15 protein-coding genes and 2 tRNA genes are annotated in these 17,862 nt (G+C 56.1%); 8 read left to right on the forward strand and 9 right to left on the reverse strand.

Features of this window, described 5'->3' with window-relative positions:
- Positions 1-27: 27 nt before the first annotated feature.
- The 7 genes from ABIB60_RS10735 to mltG all read right to left on the reverse strand — a co-directional run bounded on the left by ABIB60_RS10735 (position 28) and on the right by mltG (position 4,994).
- Entirely contained in the window at positions 28-1,287 is a 1,260-nt protein-coding gene (locus ABIB60_RS10735) for a PAS domain-containing protein (protein ID WP_354579780.1), read from the reverse strand.
- A 34-nt stretch (positions 1,288-1,321) separates the two neighbouring features.
- A complete protein-coding gene (locus ABIB60_RS10740; RefSeq protein ID WP_354579782.1) occupies positions 1,322-1,681 on the reverse strand; it encodes a hypothetical protein in 360 nt (119 codons plus the stop codon).
- A 198-nt stretch (positions 1,682-1,879) separates the two neighbouring features.
- Positions 1,880-1,964 (reverse strand) — tRNA-Ser (locus tag ABIB60_RS10745).
- Positions 1,965-2,045: 81 nt separating this feature from the next.
- Positions 2,046-2,132: transfer RNA gene (locus ABIB60_RS10750), tRNA-Ser, on the reverse strand.
- A 139-nt stretch (positions 2,133-2,271) separates the two neighbouring features.
- The gene (locus tag ABIB60_RS10755) at positions 2,272-3,231 is read right to left on the reverse strand and encodes a YihY/virulence factor BrkB family protein (RefSeq protein ID WP_354579783.1); all 960 of its coding nucleotides are present in this window, start codon (positions 3,229-3,231) and stop codon (positions 2,272-2,274) included.
- A gap of 105 nt (positions 3,232-3,336) precedes the next feature.
- Positions 3,337-3,822: an acyl-CoA thioesterase gene (locus ABIB60_RS10760; protein WP_354579784.1), complete on the reverse strand. Its 486-nt coding sequence runs from the start codon at positions 3,820-3,822 to the stop codon at positions 3,337-3,339.
- Between the two features lie 92 nt (positions 3,823-3,914).
- A complete protein-coding gene (gene mltG / locus ABIB60_RS10765) occupies positions 3,915-4,994 on the reverse strand; it encodes an endolytic transglycosylase MltG (protein ID WP_354579785.1) in 1,080 nt (359 codons plus the stop codon).
- Between the two features lie 186 nt (positions 4,995-5,180).
- Between mltG and ABIB60_RS10770 the strand changes: the two genes are divergently transcribed.
- Together ABIB60_RS10770 and ABIB60_RS10775 are read left to right on the forward strand one after the other, a co-directional pair.
- A complete protein-coding gene (locus ABIB60_RS10770) occupies positions 5,181-7,127 on the forward strand; it encodes a Calx-beta domain-containing protein (RefSeq protein ID WP_354579787.1) in 1,947 nt (648 codons plus the stop codon).
- 219 nt (positions 7,128-7,346) lie between these two features.
- A complete protein-coding gene (locus tag ABIB60_RS10775) occupies positions 7,347-7,976 on the forward strand; it encodes an L-threonylcarbamoyladenylate synthase (RefSeq protein WP_354579789.1) in 630 nt (209 codons plus the stop codon).
- A 73-nt stretch (positions 7,977-8,049) separates the two neighbouring features.
- Here ABIB60_RS10775 and ABIB60_RS10780 read toward each other — a convergent pair whose 3' ends face one another.
- Complete coding sequence (locus ABIB60_RS10780; protein ID WP_354579791.1) at positions 8,050-8,955, reverse strand: lysophospholipid acyltransferase family protein; 906 nt, start codon at positions 8,953-8,955, stop codon at positions 8,050-8,052.
- On the reverse strand, positions 8,952-9,833 hold the full coding sequence (locus ABIB60_RS10785; protein WP_354579792.1) for a hypothetical protein: 882 nt from the start codon (positions 9,831-9,833) through the stop codon (positions 8,952-8,954). The genes ABIB60_RS10780 and ABIB60_RS10785 overlap by 4 nt, the downstream gene beginning before the upstream one ends.
- A gap of 274 nt (positions 9,834-10,107) precedes the next feature.
- On the opposite strand from ABIB60_RS10785, the gene ABIB60_RS10790 reads away from it, so the two are divergent.
- The 6 genes from ABIB60_RS10790 to ABIB60_RS10815 all read left to right on the forward strand — a co-directional run bounded on the left by ABIB60_RS10790 (position 10,108) and on the right by ABIB60_RS10815 (position 17,764).
- Positions 10,108-10,728 (forward strand): WbqC family protein, encoded by a 621-nt coding sequence (locus ABIB60_RS10790; protein WP_354579794.1) that lies wholly within the window; start codon positions 10,108-10,110, stop codon positions 10,726-10,728.
- 121 nt (positions 10,729-10,849) lie between these two features.
- Positions 10,850-13,474, forward strand: a complete 2,625-nt coding sequence (locus ABIB60_RS10795; protein WP_354579795.1) for an ATP-dependent Clp protease ATP-binding subunit — start codon at positions 10,850-10,852, stop codon at positions 13,472-13,474.
- A gap of 83 nt (positions 13,475-13,557) precedes the next feature.
- The gene (locus ABIB60_RS10800) at positions 13,558-14,172 is read left to right on the forward strand and encodes a Uma2 family endonuclease (protein WP_354579796.1); all 615 of its coding nucleotides are present in this window, start codon (positions 13,558-13,560) and stop codon (positions 14,170-14,172) included.
- A gap of 142 nt (positions 14,173-14,314) precedes the next feature.
- Positions 14,315-14,698, forward strand: coding sequence for a hypothetical protein (locus tag ABIB60_RS10805; RefSeq protein ID WP_354579797.1), 384 nt, complete (start codon positions 14,315-14,317; stop codon positions 14,696-14,698).
- A gap of 114 nt (positions 14,699-14,812) precedes the next feature.
- Complete coding sequence (locus ABIB60_RS10810) at positions 14,813-16,381, forward strand: acyl-CoA carboxylase subunit beta (protein ID WP_354579799.1); 1,569 nt, start codon at positions 14,813-14,815, stop codon at positions 16,379-16,381.
- Between the two features lie 312 nt (positions 16,382-16,693).
- On the forward strand, positions 16,694-17,764 hold the full coding sequence (locus ABIB60_RS10815) for a M42 family metallopeptidase (protein ID WP_354579801.1): 1,071 nt from the start codon (positions 16,694-16,696) through the stop codon (positions 17,762-17,764).
- Positions 17,765-17,862 lie beyond the last annotated feature (98 nt).

The following is a 17,862-nucleotide window of genomic DNA, read 5'->3' on the forward strand; positions in this document are numbered from 1 at the left end:
TATTGATGAAGCGGCTTCGGCAGGAGGTTACTTACTGCCTGCGGTTCCTAACTGCTGGCGCAACTCCTGCACCTCGCGCTCCAGATCCAAAGTCCGGAACATTACCTTGGCTTCCAGGTCCGAGTAAGCGCGTTCAAGTTGCTCCTGCAGCTGCTTCTGCTCAGTTATATCGGTGTTGGTACCGCACCAGCGCACTACCTGGCCTTCCTCGTCGCGCACGGGTACGGCCCGGCTCAGAAACCAGCGGTATTCTCCATCGTGGCGACGCAGCGGGAATGTATCTTCCCACTGCTCACCGCCTGCCAGAGCCTGCTTCCAGGTTTCAGTTACTGCCTCCAGGTAATCCGGGTGCTGCACCTTCTGCCAGCCCCAGCCTTGCATTTCCGCCAGCGTAGTACCCGTAAAACGAAACCACCGGTCATTGTACCAGAAAATATGCCCCTTTTCATCGGCCATCCAGGCTAACTGCGGAATAGCGTTGGCCAGCGTGGTGAAGTCCTGCTCCCGCTTACGCAGGGCCAGTTCCTGCATTTTTTGGTCGTGGATGTCGGTACAGGTGCCAAACCACTTTTCAATATTCCCGTCAGCATCGCGCACGGGCAGGGCTTGGCCCAAAAACCACCGGTAGTCGCCTTCCTGTGACTTAAATCGGTACTCAATTTCGTAGAACTCGCCGGTGGCCAGGGAATGACCCCACACTTTGCGGGCCAACTGCCGGTCATCGGGGTGCAGCAGGTTGTTCCACATATCGGGCCCTACGCTGTCGGCCAGGGTGTAACCAGTGAAGTCGGTCCAGCGCTGGTTGAAGTAGGTATGAAAACCGGTAGGGTCCGTGGTCCAGACCAGCTGCGGAATCAACTCGGCCAAAAAGCTAAAGTCCTCGCCGGATGCGCCCTGTTTGGTTCTGGCTTCCTCAATATCAATGGTACCGATAATCCACTGATGCACCCGCCCACTGTTGTCCAGCTGCGGATAGCCCGTAGTGCGCACCCACCGGTACTGCCCGTCCTGCCGCCGGATGCGCCACTCGATTTGGTACTGCTGCGCCGTTTCCCTCATGTGCTGCACCTGCTTTGCCACGCGTGCGCCATCTTCAGGATGCACCAGGTCAAACCAACCGGTATTTAAGCCTTCCAAAGAAAGCCCCGTGAACTGCAACAGTTGCGGACTGGCGTACAGCGTGGTACCGGCGGCATCAGTAACGCTCAGCAGAATACTCTCGCTGGCGGAGGACCGACCGGGAGCAGTGGAGGCAAATTCCGGAGTATCAGAGGTGGCAGCAGCCATATGCAAGCAAATAATAGGTGAACAGAAAAGCTGCTTACGGTTGCGTGAGCAGCATTTCCATCCCCGATTGGAAGTAGAGGTTCAATTGGCTTTCGGCCCCGTTGCGGGAGCGGCGCAGGCGGGTTACCAACGCGCGGGTCTGCTCCTGGCCCAGCATCAATTCCAGATAGGGCCGGTTTAATAACTCATCCCGCTGAATCTGCCACTTTCCCGCGTCCTGCGCGTGCGCGGCCTGCACTTCTACCCGGCCCGGCTGCAGGGCAAACAGTTCGGCGCGGGCCAGCATACTGGTAGGGTCAGTGTGATTAAGTACCCGGTCGGACACCCGCCAGTTTCCATTCAGAAACTCGTCGGGCAGCTGTTGCAGGTTAACATCGAACAGTACTTCGGTCATAGATACGAGCAAAGGTAGCAGGCAACAGCAAAGCAAATAATGCGCCGGCTCGGGCAAGCACAACAGTATAACTATGTATTACTGATTTGTGTTCGGGTTTTTCGGGCTTTACTGGTGAGCTTACTCGCAGGGGCAAACAAAAACGCCTTCCAAGCTGGCTTGGAAGGCGTTTCTTTCTTGGGCATCAGGGCCGCTTCGCAGAGGAGGAGGGATTCGAACCCCCGGAGGTTTAACCCTCAACGGTTTTCAAGACCGCCGCAATCGACCACTCTGCCACTCCTCTGGATATGTTGAGGAACTCAAGTGCGTTGCCGCTCTGGTTGCCAAGAAAAAAGGCTTTCTCACGGATTGAAAAAGCCAAGTGCAGAGAGGGGGGGATTCGAACCCCCGATACCCTTGCAGGTATAACGGATTTCGAATCCGTCGCATTCGACCACTCTGCCACCTCTCTGTAAGGCCCAAAATGAGTGGTTTGGGATGGCAAAAGTAGGTACGATTCAGGAATGCACAAGCTACTCCGGCCTTTTTTTCTGAGGACACCCTCTTAATTCCTCATTTTCAGGTACAAATTATTTATTCTCAATACGTTTTTAGGCTTTCCGCAGAACGGCTGGGCGCTTTAGGCGGCCAGTTACCGCGTCGATGCTCACGTTAATCTCGAACCCCAGAATCAGGGTCATGCACACGAAATCCAGCCACACCATAAAGCCCACCAACGTGCCAATGGAGCCGTAAAAGTGGTTATAGCTGTCGAAAATCTTGACGTAGAGGATAAACAGGAAGGATACCGCGAAGATGAGCAGCGTGGCAACCACTGCCCCCGCCGAGACAAACGGCCATTTATCATGCACGGGCGGCACGTAGTAGTATACCAGGCAGGTAGTAAGCAGAAACAGGCCGGTGACGGAGCCGTAGCGCAACACGCTGGTAAGCTGGTCGGTCATGGATTCGGGCACGATTTCCTGAAATACCAGCGCATCAATGATGTAGGTACCAAAGAAGATACCCGCCACCGCAAATAGCAGCACCGAGGACAGCACCACCGTAAGCAGCGTGGCAATTACGCGTTTGCGCAGGTAGGTGCGCTTCTTGAAAGAGGGGTACTTCTTCTCAAAGGCATCCAGCAAGGCCATAATGCCATTAGAACTGAGCACCAGGGCCGTGGCAAAACCAAAAGACAGCAACCCCCCGTGCGGAATGTTCACAATATCCTCGATGGTGCCGGATATGGCCGCGTACATTTCCCGCGGAATCAGATCGGCCAGGAACTGCAGGATGTCGATGTTCAGGTTGGGAACGGGAATGTAGGGAATGAGCGTAAACAGGAAGATGATGGTCGGAAAAATGGCAATGGTGAGGTTGAAGGCCATGTAGCTGGCCCGCTTGGCAATGCCATCCAGCTTTATTTCCTGCAACAGCCGGTCAACCACATCATACACCGAAGCCTTACCACCGGCAAACCGCAGCTGTTTCAGGAACACAATGGCGCGGCGCACACTACGGCGGCGGCGCACATCAGGCAAATGATAACGACGAACGGGAATACGCATGAGGAAATAACTGAGCAGCGGAGTAACTGAGTAACCGTTCTGGCGGAACAATATGCGCCGTGGGGGCTGAAAAAAATTACTCCATTACCTCGCCACTCAACTACACTATTTCAGAAACGCGGCCGGGGCCGGTGCGTCTACCGGGGCTTTGGGCGGAGTCAGGGGCCCGGCCGTTTCCTCGTCGGTGAAGTAAGGCGCCAGCTTGGCAGCAATGGCCTGCGGAATGGGTACGGGTCGGCCAGTAGCCATGCTCACAAACACCATTAGCGTGTGGCCTTCCGTGAGCAGCTCCTGCGCCTCGTTATAGATTTCGTACTCGAATAATACCCGGGAGCCCTCGGCGGGCTGCTTGAGCAGCAGGCGTACTGTGAGTAGGTCATCGTAGCGGGCGGGGCGGCGGAAGCGGGTGCGTATCTCCCCTACCGGCATGCCCACGCCATCGGCCTCCAGGGCCTTGTAGCTGATGCCCAACTGCCGGAAGGCCTCGGTGCGGCACACTTCAAAGTAGGCCGCGTAGTTGCCGTGGTACACGTAGCCCATCTGGTCGGTTTCGGCGTACCGCACGCGGATCTGGGTGTCGGAAGAGTACATAGGTTAGTTTTTGGTTGGTGGTTTTTGGTTTTTGGAGTTTTGGATACGGCCCGGGGCCAAAAACCAAGAACTACCAACCAAAAACCAGAATCCTATTTCATAATGCCACTGCGGGTGAGGGCGGCCTGGTAGCGGCGGGCGTTTACCAGGTGCTCCTGCTCGTTGCGGGCGAAGGCGTGGTAGCCGCTGAAGTCTTCCTTGGCGCAGAAATAGAGGTAGTCGTGGCTTTCGGGGTTGAGCACGGCATCAATGCTGGCAATGCTGGGCAGGTTGATGGGGCCGGGCGGCAGGCCGCCGTACTTATAGGTGTTATAGGGGGAGTCTTTGGTAAGGTGCACGTTGAGCACCCGCTTAATACCAAAGTCGCCGTTGGCGTACACCACGGTGGGGTCGGCCTGGAGCTTCATGCCGCGCTTGAGGCGGTTGAGGTACACGCCGGCCACGCGGGGCCGCTCATCGGCGTGCTGCTGTTGCTCGGCTTCCACAATACTGGCTAGGGTACTTACCTCGGCCCGGGTGAGGCCCAGGGCTTTGCGCTTGGTGTCGCGGGCGGGCGTCCAGAACTTCTCGTACTCCTTTTTCATGCGCTGCATGAGGTTATCGGCGGAGGTGTTCCAGTACAGCTCGTAGGTGTTCGGGATGAACATGGTGAGCACCGAGGTAGTATCAAAGCCCAGGCTGCGGGTATAGGCGGGGCTACGCAGCAGGGAGTCGAGGGTGCGGGGCTGCACATCTACCTGCGCGGCCAGGCGCTCCACCAAATCCCGGCGCAACCGTACGGTATTGAAGGTGAGCTGCAACGGCGACTGGGAGCCACTTTTCAGCACGTTAATAAGCTGGCGGTTGGTCAGGCCTTCTTTCAGCTCATAGTTACCGGGCTTCACGGCCCCCGGCTGGTCGTACTTCATGATGCGGGCCACAAAGTGCAAGGACATCTTATCGACTATTGCCCCGGTTTTCTCCACGCGGCCGAGGGCCGTTTTCCAGTCGGCTCCGCGCGGGATGAGCACGTAGGTGCGCTTGCCCTTGGTTTCCACGTTGGGCGTGAAAAACACCTGGTAGAAGTAATAGGAAAACGTAATGAGAATGAGCCCCAATATGCCCACCGTGTAGGAGAAACGGTTGCGGCGCCGGGTGGCGTTAGCCTTGTAGTCGATGCGAGTTTTAGCCATGAGGCGGGAAGTGGTAACAAAACGGTAACATTGCTACACCAGCCGGCTATTGGGGCGGCTCCGTAATCGGGGGTAGCTTTGTGGCCCAAAAGTACGCGGTTTCCGCGGCTGTACCACAGCACCAACCTTTTCCCAAAAGCTGAGTCTGTTCACGTAATCCTTTCCTTCAATCCCCCTTCTCTTCTTATGAAGCAAACTTACACTTCCTGGCGGCAGCGCATGGCACTACTGGCAGCCCTGGGCGGCTTGGCTGCTACGGCCCAGGCCCAAACGGTTACTCCCGTGGCATTCACCGGTGCTACTTATAACCAGAACTTCGACGGCTTAACAGCTACTGGCACCACGTATCCGGACGGATGGTCGGGTATTCGACTGGCTGGCACTGGCACGTTGAATGCAGTGCTGACGATGGCCGTACAGGCCGATAACAGCAACGCTGGCACTACGTACAATGCGGGCGCTATTACGGGTACCAATTCTGACCGTGCACTTGGCAGCATCTCCTCAAACAGCACTGTTCCTGCCTTTGGCGCAGCTTTCACCAATCAGAGTGGAGCAGCTATCAGCCGCTTGACGCTTTCCGGACGTGCGGAGCAGTGGCGCTCCGGTGAAAACGTGCTGGTGGAAAGCCTCGCATTTGAGTACAGCACCGATGCTACTAGCCTCAGCACGGGTACTTGGACTGCTGTATCAGCCCTTGATATCCGGGAGCTTGGTACTGTTGCTACCACTCCCGCCACGCTAAATGGCAACGATCCGGCAAACTCGGCGGCTATTACGGCCACGTTCCCCATTACTTGGGCGGCGGGTTCCACTATCTGGATTCGGTGGAAAGATACTAATGATGCCGGCGCAGATGCCCTGTTGGCCCTCGACGATTTCACGTTGTCTGCGGCTACAACAGCCCCCACAGCCCCCACAGTATCATTCAACTCGGCTACGGCTACGGTAGCGGAAAGCGCTGGCGTTTTGCAAATTCCGGTGACGTTGAGTGCTGCTAGCACGCAAGCCGTAACGGTAGAAGTAGCCGTTGGCACAGCGCCTGGCACGGCCACCTCGCCAGCGGACTACACCTTCACAACGCAGACGCTAACGTTCCCAGCAGGTACTACCACCCAAAACGCCACCATCACGATTGTGGATGACGCGGTGGTTGAGCCTTCCGAAACCATAGCACTGACGTTGCGCAACGTGCTGCCTGCTGGCGCGGCCACTGTTGGTACCGGCACGTACACCATCACCATCACCGACAACGACGTACCACCGGTCACGCCCATTGCCACGCTCACGGCTAATGATGCCGCCGGCGTGCCCACGCTGAATGGCCAGACGGTATCGGCCCGCGGCACGGTGTACGGTACCAACCTGCGCACAGCGGGCTATCAGATCACCCTCATTGATAATACCGGTGGTGTAGGTTTGTTTGCATCTGCCAATATTGGCACTAACACCCTAGCAGAAGGTGACTCGGTAGAAGTTGTTGGCACGCTGGGCCAGTTCAATGGCCTTACCCAAATTAATCTCACGAGCATTACGCCTAAAGGCCGTGCTACCCGTCTCTATCAACCCCGTGTTGTGACTACGGCCCTCACCGAAGCTGAAGAGTCGGAATTGATCCGTATTCCCGGCCCGCTTACCACAGTTGATCCTGCTCAGTGGGTTACAAATTCCACTGCCTCAGGCTATAATGTGGATGTAACCGGCCCGAACGGTATTGCCTATCAACTGCGCATTTACCGGGGTACTACCTTATACAACACGCCAGCCCCGGTAGGCTCGTTCTCAGTTAGCGGCATCGGCAGCCAGTTCGACGGCTCTACGCCCTTTACAGAAGGTTACCAGATTGCTCCTCGCAGCTTGGCCGACATTGTGTTGAAGCAACGTGAACCGGCTTTCGCTAAAGCTGTAGTTCTTTATCCTAACCCTACTGCTAACCGCCTCACGGTAATCGTAGGTAGCCAAGGCCGTGGTGCTTCCTTGGAGATTTTTAATGCTTTAGGACAGCGCGTACAAACTGCCATAGTTACGCAGGAAACTGCCACAGTTGATGTACATACGCTAAAAGGCGGGGTGTACTCGGTACGCCTGACTACCAAAGATGGTAGCGTAACACGTTCCTTCGTGAAGCAGTAGTAGCAAGTGCTACTCAGTATAGGATTGTCAAAAGTCCCCGGCCGTCTGGCTGGGGACTTTTTTTATATCATTGGTTACTACCTAAATAGGCGAAATCCACAACTTCACAACGCTTTTTCCCGAAAACAGTATCACTCTATTTTCTCAGCTAGTACCTTAACCGTCCCGCCACCGCCGGTGCCGGGGCCGAATTCTCACCTATCCTTCCGCTCTTCTGCCATGGCTGCCACGTTGCTCCGCATTCACCCTGACAATCCGCCCCAAAACCGCATTCAGCAAGCTGTTGATATCATTCGCAACGGAGGGCTCGTTATTTACCCCACCGATACGATTTATGGGCTGGGGTGCGATATTCACAATGCCAAAGCGGTAGAAAAACTATGCCGCTTGAAAGGCATCCAGCCCGACAAAGCCAACTTGTCCTTCATCTGCTCCGACCTTTCGCACATTACCGACTACGCCAACGGCATCACCACGCCTGTATACAAAGTGCTGAAAAAAGCTCTACCGGGGCCGTTTACGTTCATTTTCGAGGCTAGTACCAAGGCCCCACGCTACGGGGGCGCAAAACGCAAAACCGTGGGCATCCGGGTGCCGGATAATCAGATTTGCATTCAACTGGTGCAGGGCCTCGGCAACCCCATCGTGAGTACCTCCATCCGCGACGACGACGAGATTCTAGAGTACAGCACCGACCCCGACCTCATTTTCGAGAAATACCGCCCGTTGGTAGACTTGGTAATTGATGGCGGCTACGGTAACAACATCGCCAGCACAGTAGTTGACTGTACCAATGAGGATTTCGAAATCATCCGCCAGGGTGCCGGTGATATTGAGCAGTATTTGTAACAAGGGCAAAATTGCGAAGGGTGAAGTTGTAAAAGGAGGTTATACTCTCTCACAACATTCACCCTTCGCAATTTTACCCTTGCCGCTTGTGCTTCCAGCGGCGGTGCGTCCAGAGGTAATCGGCCGGATACAGCCGAATATCGTGCTCAAGCTGCTGCACAAAAGCGGCGGTAATAGGAAAGGTGTTGGGTTCCAGGGGCGCGTCGCCGTCGTACAGCTCGGTCAGGAGTATTTCGTAGTAGCCGCGCCGCATACGCCGGATGCTCACGTACACCACCGGGCAGCGGAACCGGGTGGCCAGCCGCTCATTGCTGGTATAAAATCCCGCCTCCTGGTGCATAAAGGTTGTCCAATAGGGCCGGTCCTCGGGGCCGGCGGCCTGGTCGGAGAGCATACTCACTACCCGCACTTCTCCTTTGTGCTGCAGCATGTCCCGCAGAGTGTCCCGCATGGGTATCAGGCCGGCCCCCGTGCGGGTGCGTAGCCGGTACAAAAAACGCTCAAAAAACGGGTTGCTGAGCGGCTTATACACCCCGTCGGCGTGGGCCGATAACCACACGGCCCCTGAAGTCAGCACCCATTCCCAGTTGCCCGCGTGCGAGGATAACCCCAGCACCGTGCGCCCGGCCGCGAAATGCCGCTCCAGCACCTCGGGGTTACGGAACAGCACCCGTTTTTTCAGCTCCGCGGCCGGCATGGCTGCCAGCTTAATGGTTTCGACCATCACCTGCGCGAAGTGCCAGTAAAACTGCTGAGCCAGCTGGTCTATTTCAGCCGCCGATTTTTCCGGGAAGGAGTTGCGCAGATTTTCCAGCACTACCCGCTTGCGGTAGCGCACCACGTAGGCCATCAATACATAGATGCCGCGCCCCAGCACGTACAAAACGCTCAGCGGCAAATGGGCCAAACCTAGCAACAGCCACTCCAGCGGCCGGTAATACCACGGATAAGGCTTGGAAACGGGGGAAGTACTGTTCATCGGGGCATAACGGCCCCAGCCGGGGCGTAATCGGCCGGGTCACGGCGCACGGTAATGGTTTGGGTTGATACCACCTGATTTTTTGCGTTGCGTGCTTCTACGGTTAGCGCGTAGCTACCAGCGGGCAGCTTGCTCATATCCAGTTCCCCAGTAAGCACCGTTGGGCGTCCATCGGCACCTTGTACCGCCCCCTGCCCACTGACCGCATCCTTGGTCGCTTTGGCAGCGCGCAAGCGGTAACGCAGGGTAATGGCTTGGCCGGGAGCAATATTATACAGCTCCGAGTAAAAAAACAGCTTATCCTGGCCTCGGGCGTACAAGCCCCCCGGAGCGCGGGTAAGGCTCAAATTGTTCCGTATAAAGGTGTTGGCCTCTACCGCCGAGCGACTGGCTGGTTTCAGCAAGAGCACCAGGTCACTCATGGCGGGCTTGGTACTTGCAAATTCCAACACCAAGGGCAGCTCCACAATGTCGGTGGAGCCGGTACGATACTGGTCCTTCAGGTGTCCACGTAGCGTGTAGCGGCCCTCAGGCAGGTTCAGGCGTTTCTGGAAGCTGATGGGGTTCTTGATGGCCGCCGTAGTATCGCGCAGTACCGGGGGCTTCAGCGTTACGGTTTCCTGGTACACGGCCACGCCATCAGCGCGCACGGCTTCCAGCGTTACGGTGGCGCCGGCCTGGTACATTTTCGGCCCACGCTTCTGATACGTCAAATGCTTGCCGGCTACGGTGGCATACACTTCCACCACGCCCCCTTTTATGGCCACGTCCTCGCTCCGGAAGCGGGCCACATCCAGCTGCAGCTGGTGAACTTGGGCATGCGCCGCTCCCATAAACAGGAGAAAAGCAAGCGGCAGAAATCGGAGAGGCAACGGCATAGTGTCAGATTGGCGGGAAAATAAACCTGTTTGGCAGTATCTACTTTCAGCCTTTGGCCGTGCAAAAGTGCACGTTTTCGGCTGATTCTTACGCTAACACTACGCCGCGCGTAAGCGTTACATTCCCAGTATCCTACTTTGATTCCCGGCTCTGTCATTGCCGGAAAACAGAACCTGGCCTTTGTAGTCCAGCACTGGCAATACGCTCCGCGCTGTTTATTTGTCCTCGTGTTTTTACCCTCTCTGCCCGGTTTTTGGGCATTTCCCTTGCTCTATGCCTGCCGTTCTGTTCGAGTCCCAGTATAATCCGCCCACAGCATTCTTTTCAGCATTGTTAGGAGCTGATGCCCTGTGGCTGGAAACCCAGGACCATTACCACAAGCAAACCTACCGCAACCGGTGCCTTATCCTCACGGCCCAGGGCGTGCAGGCCCTCACGGTGCCCGTAATTGATGGCAACCGCAGCGAAAAAGTACTCACTTCCGCCATTGAAATCGACTACCGCCAGAACTGGGTGCACCGCCACTGGCGCACCCTGCAAACCGCTTACGGCGGTACCCCGTATTTTGAGTATTACGCCGATTATCTGCACGATATCTACGCGCAGAAGCTCCCCCACTTGTTTGAGCTGAACACGGCCCTGCTGCACTTTTATTTCCGCTGCCTGCGCCTGCGCCTGCCTATCCACCTGACCACCGAGTATCTGCCACCTGCCACCACTCCTACCCTCTTACTGGACCGGCGCGACTGGCTGACACCAAAAGCCGCTGCCGAACCTGACAGGACGTCGGGCCAGCCCTACACGCAGAGCTTTGGTAAAGATTTTGTACCGGGACTCAGCATCTTAGACCTGCTCTTTATGCAGGGTCCGGCCGCCGGCAGTTTTCTTGCGTAGTGTACCTGTCGCCCCGAACCAACGCCCGACTCAATCTGTTTTCAGGTTATATCGGCCCAACCCGCAAAGCTACTTCATTTGAGTTTTGCGGGGTACCGTTTTTCTTCACTACCTTATCTGCATGGAAGCTAAATTCTCAAATAGAGTCAAGGAGGTCATCTCCCTGAGCCGGGAAGAGGCCATCCGGCTCGGGCACGACTATATCGGCACGGAGCATCTATTGCTGGGTATGATTCGCGAAGGGGAAGGCACCGCCATTGGTCTGCTCAAGAAATTGGGTGTATCGGTGGAGGAGCTTAAATATGCCCTGGAGCAGGCCACCCGCAATACTGCCACACAAGGCACGAGCATCACCGGCTCGATTCCGCTGACGAAGCAAACCGAGAAAGTCCTCAAGATTACCTACCTCGAGGCCAAGATCTTCAAGAGCGAAATTATCGGCACGGAGCACCTGCTCCTCTCGATTCTGCGTGATGAGGATAATATTTCGTCCCAAATCCTGAGCAAATTCAACGTGAACTACGAATCCGTACGTGATTCGCTGGACTACCACGGTAACACGGCGAACAACCCCACCTCCGGCCCCGAGGCCGACGACGACGATAATGACCGCCTCTTTGGCGGTAGTGGCCAGGGCCGTAGCGGTGCCGGTGCCGGCGCTGCTCCTAAAAAAGGCAACGAGAAGTCGCGCACTCCGGTACTCGACAATTTTGGCCGCGACCTGACCAAACTGGCCGAGGAAGACAAGCTCGACCCCATTGTGGGCCGCGAAAAGGAGATTGAGCGCGTTGCTCAGATTCTCTCGCGCCGCAAGAAGAACAACCCCATCCTCATCGGTGAGCCGGGCGTTGGTAAAACGGCCATTGCCGAGGGCCTCGCCCTGCGCATCATCCAGAAGAAAGTATCACGCGTGCTGTTTGGCAAGCGGGTAGTTACCTTGGATCTTGCCTCTCTGGTAGCCGGTACCAAATACCGCGGCCAGTTTGAGGAGCGCATGAAAGCCGTGATGAACGAACTGGAGAAGTCGCCCGATGTTATCCTGTTCATTGACGAGCTGCACACGATTGTGGGTGCTGGCGGCGCCTCCGGCTCGCTGGATGCCTCCAACATGTTCAAGCCGGCCCTGGCCCGCGGCGAAATCCAATGCATCGGCGCTACCACCCTCGACGAGTACCGTCAGTACATTGAGAAGGATGGTGCCCTGGCCCGTCGTTTCCAGATGGTGATGGTGGACCCCACCACGCCAGAGGAGACGATAGAAATCCTGAATAACATCAAGGACAAGTACCAGGACCACCACCACGTGGTGTATACCGACAAGGCCATTGAGGCCTGCGTGAAGCTGTCGGACCGCTACATGTCGGACCGGTTTCTGCCCGACAAGGCCATCGACATTCTCGACGAGGCTGGCGCCCGCGTGCACATCAACAACATCGTGGTGCCCGAGGATATTCTCAAGCTCGAAGAGCAGATTGAGAATATCAAGGGCGAGAAAAACCGCGTGGTGAAGTCGCAGAAGTACGAGGAGGCTGCTAAGCTCCGCGACACGGAGAAGAAGCTCATTGATCAGCTCGACCAGGCCAAGAAGGACTGGGAGGAGGAGACCAAGAAGAAGCGCTACACTGTGAAGGAGGAAAACGTGGCCGAGGTTATTGCCATGATGACCGGCATTCCCGTTTCGCGCGTGGCCCAGAAGGAAAGCTCCAAGCTCCTGAACATGGGCGAGGAGTTGAAAGGCAAGGTAATCGGTCAGGACAAGGCCATCCAGCAGTTGGTAAAAGCCATCCAGCGGACCCGCGTCGGCCTGAAGGACCCCAAGAAGCCTATCGGTTCCTTCGTATTCCTGGGCCCAACGGGCGTAGGTAAAACAGAGCTGGCGAAGGTGCTGGCCACTTACCTTTTCGACAAGGAAGATTCGCTGGTGCGGATTGACATGTCGGAGTACATGGAGAAATTCAGCATCTCGCGCCTAGTGGGTGCGCCTCCCGGCTACGTAGGGTATGAGGAGGGCGGTCAGCTGACGGAAAAAATCCGCCGCAAGCCGTATTCGGTTATCCTGCTTGATGAGATTGAGAAAGCGCACCCGGACGTGTACAACCTGCTGCTGCAGGTGCTGGACGACGGTATCCTGACCGACGGTCTGGGTCGCAAGGTGGACTTCCGCAACACCATTATCATCATGACCTCAAACATCGGGGCGCGTGACCTGCAAGACTTTGGTGCTGGTATCGGTTTCGGTACCAAGGCCCGGCAGGAGAACATGGACGAGCTGACGAAGGGCACCATCACCAACGCCCTGCGCAAAACCTTCTCGCCCGAGTTCCTGAACCGTCTGGACGACGTGGTGGTGTTCAACTCGCTGGAGAAAGCCGATATCCACAAGATCATCGACATCAGCCTCAGCAAACTGCTGGGCCGCATCCAGACGCTGGGTTACCGCGTGGAGTTGACCGATGCCGCCAAGGACTTCGTGGCCGAGAAAGGCTACGACCCCAAGTACGGCGCACGTCCGCTGAACCGGGCCATCCAGAAGTACATCGAGGACCCGATTGCCGAGGAAATCCTGAAGGCTGAAATTGCTCAGGGTGACGTCATCACCGCCGACTACACGGCCGGCGCGGACGAACTGACCTTCTCGGTAAGCAAGAGCGGCGAGACGCCCAACTTGGCCAGCGACGAGCGGCCTGAAGAAGCGCCCGAGCAAAACGACGACGAATCCAAGGATTCGAAGAAGCAGGGCGAGTAATTTGCCTGAGCGTTAACTGAAAACGGCCGGTTCCTACAGAGGGGCCGGCCGTTTTTTGTAGCTTTGAGAAACCCCTGACCGTCATGGAATCACCCCGTAAGCGCCGCTATACCGAAGAGGAATACTTGGCTATGGAGTACGCCTCCGACTTTAAGCACGAGTTTGTGGATGGCCAGATTTACCCCTGGGGCCATCCCGACATGCAGGGCATGTACGACGTACAGGCCATGTCCGGGGCCTCGTTGCCGCACAATATCATCACCAGCAACGCCACTTTTCAACTGGGTAATCAGCTACGCGGGAAAAGCTGCCGGGTATTCGGCAGTGACATGCGGGTGTACATACCGCTTACCGGCACCTATCTGTACCCCGACTCTCTGATTTTATGCGGCAAACCGGAAATTCAGCAAAGCGGTAAACTCGATCTTCTGCTAAATCCAGTAGTCATCGTGGAAGTGCTATCCGACTCTACAGCCGACTATGACCGGAGCGGCAAATTCATGCGTTACCGCAGCATTGAATCGGTGAAGGATTACCTGCTGATTGATTCCCGCAGCATTCGGGCCGAGCTATACTCCCGCACCGACACCGGCCAGTGGACACTCACCGAAATTCTGGACCCGTCTGGTACAGTCACACTGCCGAGCGTGGGCGTGGAGTTGGCTATGAAGGAGTTGTACGAGGATGTTGTTTTTTAACTGCTTCAACGACGATGAGCCGAAAGACTCGAAGAAGAAAAGCGAGTAAGTAGATTCGCCCAGTAATAAAACCGGCCGGCTCCTGCAGAGGAGCCGGCCGGTTTTGTTTATTGCACTTCAAGTCATTTATACATATCCGAAGATGTCCTCCATTTTTATCATTGTATTGGCAGTTGCATTGTCGAACGCAAGCTATCAGGCTCTCCCACCGTATTCGTGCAATCCAACGCTCCTTACTAAGGAAACTGAAGTCAATTTCGCTTCTACTACCAAGCGAGGTATTCTGTCAGCAGATGGTACCATTTATTTCGTTCCTGATGCTGATAAATCAGTAATCATTGCTTGCCGCAACAACAGAATCATATGGCGAGTCAACGCTTCTAGCCAATGTGGATTGGCAGCGGTTCATCAGGCCGTTCGCTACCTTAAACTCACCTCCACGAAACTAGAGGCCGTCTATGGAAAACATAGCTTTTTAAGCATTGACCGCAGCACAGGTAAGGTTACCTGTGAAGGAAGCGACTAACTGTATTGACATGTATGGAAACCGCCTCAGAATTCTGGTGCGGCTTTTCTTACCCCGTGCGTTACCTTTGAACCTCTTACTGAACTAGCTACCCTGACTCTTTCCCACCCCACAATGTCTGATCCGCACGCTGACGCCCAACTAAGCAAAACCGAAATTCTCGCCCGCAAAAATGAGGAGGCCCTGCTCGGCGGTGGCCAGGCCCGCATTGATGCCCAGCACAAAAAAGGCAAGCTCACCGCCCGGGAGCGGATTGATTTGCTGTTCGATGAGGGCTCGTTCGAGGAAATCGGCAAGTTTGTAATGCACCGCTCCAAGGACTTCGGTCTGGATAAGGAGTATTACCTCGGCGACGGCGTGGTGACGGGCTACGGCACCGTGAACGGCCGGCTGGTGTATGCGTTTTCGCAGGATTTCACGGTGTTTGGCGGTTCCCTGAGCGAAACCCACGCCGAGAAAATCGTGAAAATCATGGACCTGGCCATGAAGAACGGCGCGCCCGTGCTTGGCCTCAACGACTCGGGTGGAGCCCGGATTCAGGAAGGCGTGGTGAGCCTGGGCGGTTACGCCGATATCTTCTACAAAAACACGTTGGCTTCGGGCGTAGTACCGCAGCTTTCGGCCATTATGGGGCCGTGCGCGGGCGGCGCGGTGTACTCGCCGGCCATTACCGACTTCATCCTGATGGTGGAGGACACGAGCTACATGTTCGTGACAGGGCCCAACGTGGTGAAAACCGTCACCCACGAAAACGTGACCAGCGAGGAACTGGGCGGAGCCAGCACCCACTCGGCCAAGAGCGGCGTAACGCATTTCTCGTGTGCCAACGAAGTGGCCTGCATCAACCACCTCAAACAGCTCCTGAGCTACATGCCTCAGAACTGCGAGGAAACCGCCCCCCTAGTGCCCTACGAGGCCGGCCAGGACGAAAACCGCCCCGCCCTCGACACTATCATCCCCGACAACCCCAACCAGCCCTACGACATCCGGGAGGTAATTGACGGCATCATCGACGCCGGCTCTTTCCTGGAAGTGCACCAGAACTTCGCCGAGAACATCGTGGTGGGCTTTGCCCGCCTGGGGGGCCGCAGCATCGGCATTGTGGGCAACCAGCCGGCGGTACTGGCCGGGGTGCTTGATATCAACGCCAGCACCAAGGCTGCCCGGTTTGTGCGGTTCTGCGACTCGTTCAATATTCCGCTATTGGTGCTGGAAGACGTGCCCGGCTTCCTGCCCGGCACCGACCAGGAGTGGCGCGGTATCATCACCAACGGGGCCAAGCTGCTCTATGCCTTCTGCGAAGCTACCGTGCCGCGCATCACCGTTATTACCCGCAAAGCCTACGGCGGCGCTTATGATGTGATGAACAGCAAGCACATCGGGGCGGACATGAACTACGCCTGGCCCACGGCCGAAATTGCCGTAATGGGTGCCAAAGGCGCGGCAGAAATCATCTTCAAGCGCGAAATTGCCCAGGCCGAGGACCCCGAAGCCAAGCTGCAGGAGAAGGTAGATGAGTACCAGCAGAAGTTTGCTACCCCCTACCGCGCCGCTCATCGGGGCTTCGTGGATGAAGTAATTCTGCCTTCCCAGACGCGCCAGAAGCTCATCCGGGCGTTTAAAATGTTGGAGAACAAAGTAGATACCTTACCGCGTAAGAAGCACGGCAACATTCCATTGTAACCAACCTTGAGCCTCCATGAACTGGCAAGCAACCGGCAACATTGTTTTTGCTCTGGGTAGCTTAGCCTTGGTAGTGGGGTTGCTACTCCGGTTCAGGTTGGGGCGCTGGCTCTTGGCGGCGGTGTGGGCATTGCTTACTCTAGGTTCTGTAATGTCTGGGGATTTGCACAGCCTCAGCGAAAATCCCGACGTGAATACCTCTACGCGCACTGTCAGCCGCTACTGTTTGCTTGGTGGTGGGCTGTGCGCCCTGCTTGGGCTGGCCCTGCGTGCAATGGCTAGCAAGTTGACATCTTAATTTCCCTTTTGCGCATGCGTTCAGAGTCTTTCGATTTTCTGCAGAAGTACCTCAATAACCCCTCCCCCACCGGTTTCGAGAAGGAAGGCCAAAAAATATGGCTCGATTACATCAAGCCCTACATCGACGAGTATTTCGTGGACACCTACGGTACGGTAGTGGGTGTGGTAAACCCCAAGGCAGAATATAAAGTGGTGATTGAGGCCCATGCCGATGAAATCAGCTACTTCGTGAATTTCATCACGGAATCAGGATTCCTGTATCTGCGCAAAAACGGTGGCTCTGATCCGTTGGTGGCTCCTAGCAAGCGGGTGAATATTCACACTAAGAAAGGCATCGTAAAGGCGGTGTTCGGCTGGCCGGCTATCCACGTGCGCAAAGTGGAGCAGGACAAAGCCCCCACTATCGAAACTGTGTTTCTTGACTGCGGCGCATCCTCTAAGGAAGAGGTAGAGCAAATGGGCATTCACGTGGGCTCCGTTGTTACGTTCGAGGACGAATTCACGGTACTTAACGACAAATTTTATGTGGGCCGGGCCCTGGATAACCGCATTGGGGGGTTCATGATTGCCGAAGTGGCCCGTTTGCTGAAAGAGAACAAGAAGGAACTGCCTTTCGGCCTCTACATTGTGAATGCAGTGCAGGAGGAAGTGGGGCTGCGTGGAGCCGAAATGGTAGCCCACCGTATCAAGCCGGACGTGGCCATTGTAACGGACGTAACCCACGATACTCAGTCGCCGATGTACGAGAAGAAGACGTCCGGCGACATTTTTTGCGGCAAAGGCCCCGTAATTACCTACGGCCCGGCCGTGCAAAACAACCTGCGCGACCTTATCATTGAAACGGCTCAGGGCGCGGAAATTCCTTTCCAGCGGGCCGCTGCCACCCGCGCCACGGGCACCGATACCGATGCGTTTGCCTACTCCAACGCCGGGGTAGCCTCCGCCCTCATCTCGCTGCCCCTGAAATACATGCACACCACCGTTGAAACCGTGCATAAGGACGATGTGCAGCGCGTGATTGAACTCATTTACGAAACTCTGCTGCGCATAGAGGACAAGCACGATTTCCGGTATTTCCAGTAACCTCGGGCTCGGGCAAATTCACTGAATTCTACGAATTTGTTCTGCTATGTGCGAAATACATGACTTTACGGAGCCGCAGCCACATGCTGCGGCTTCTG

The sequence above is a fragment of the Hymenobacter sp. UYP22 genome, from assembly GCF_040547285.1.
Lineage (GTDB): Bacteria > Bacteroidota > Bacteroidia > Cytophagales > Hymenobacteraceae > Hymenobacter.

Bases quoted from the DNA above. Each gene is read 5' to 3' on its own strand.
- ABIB60_RS10735 (WP_354579780.1), bottom strand. From the start codon at position 1,287: ATGGCTGCTGCCACCTCTGATACTCCGGAATTTGCCTCCACTGCTCCC.
- ABIB60_RS10740 (WP_354579782.1), bottom strand. From the start codon at position 1,681: ATGACCGAAGTACTGTTCGATGTTAACCTGCAACAGCTGCCCGACGAG.
- ABIB60_RS10755 (WP_354579783.1), bottom strand. From the start codon at position 3,231: ATGCGTATTCCCGTTCGTCGTTATCATTTGCCTGATGTGCGCCGCCGC.
- ABIB60_RS10760 (WP_354579784.1), bottom strand. From the start codon at position 3,822: ATGTACTCTTCCGACACCCAGATCCGCGTGCGGTACGCCGAAACCGAC.
- mltG (WP_354579785.1), bottom strand. From the start codon at position 4,994: ATGGCTAAAACTCGCATCGACTACAAGGCTAACGCCACCCGGCGCCGC.
- ABIB60_RS10770 (WP_354579787.1), top strand. From the start codon at position 5,181: ATGAAGCAAACTTACACTTCCTGGCGGCAGCGCATGGCACTACTGGCA.
- ABIB60_RS10775 (WP_354579789.1), top strand. From the start codon at position 7,347: ATGGCTGCCACGTTGCTCCGCATTCACCCTGACAATCCGCCCCAAAAC.
- ABIB60_RS10780 (WP_354579791.1), bottom strand. From the start codon at position 8,955: ATGAACAGTACTTCCCCCGTTTCCAAGCCTTATCCGTGGTATTACCGG.
- ABIB60_RS10785 (WP_354579792.1), bottom strand. From the start codon at position 9,833: ATGCCGTTGCCTCTCCGATTTCTGCCGCTTGCTTTTCTCCTGTTTATG.
- ABIB60_RS10790 (WP_354579794.1), top strand. From the start codon at position 10,108: ATGCCTGCCGTTCTGTTCGAGTCCCAGTATAATCCGCCCACAGCATTC.
- ABIB60_RS10795 (WP_354579795.1), top strand. From the start codon at position 10,850: ATGGAAGCTAAATTCTCAAATAGAGTCAAGGAGGTCATCTCCCTGAGC.
- ABIB60_RS10800 (WP_354579796.1), top strand. From the start codon at position 13,558: ATGGAATCACCCCGTAAGCGCCGCTATACCGAAGAGGAATACTTGGCT.
- ABIB60_RS10805 (WP_354579797.1), top strand. From the start codon at position 14,315: ATGTCCTCCATTTTTATCATTGTATTGGCAGTTGCATTGTCGAACGCA.
- ABIB60_RS10810 (WP_354579799.1), top strand. From the start codon at position 14,813: ATGTCTGATCCGCACGCTGACGCCCAACTAAGCAAAACCGAAATTCTC.
- ABIB60_RS10815 (WP_354579801.1), top strand. From the start codon at position 16,694: ATGCGTTCAGAGTCTTTCGATTTTCTGCAGAAGTACCTCAATAACCCC.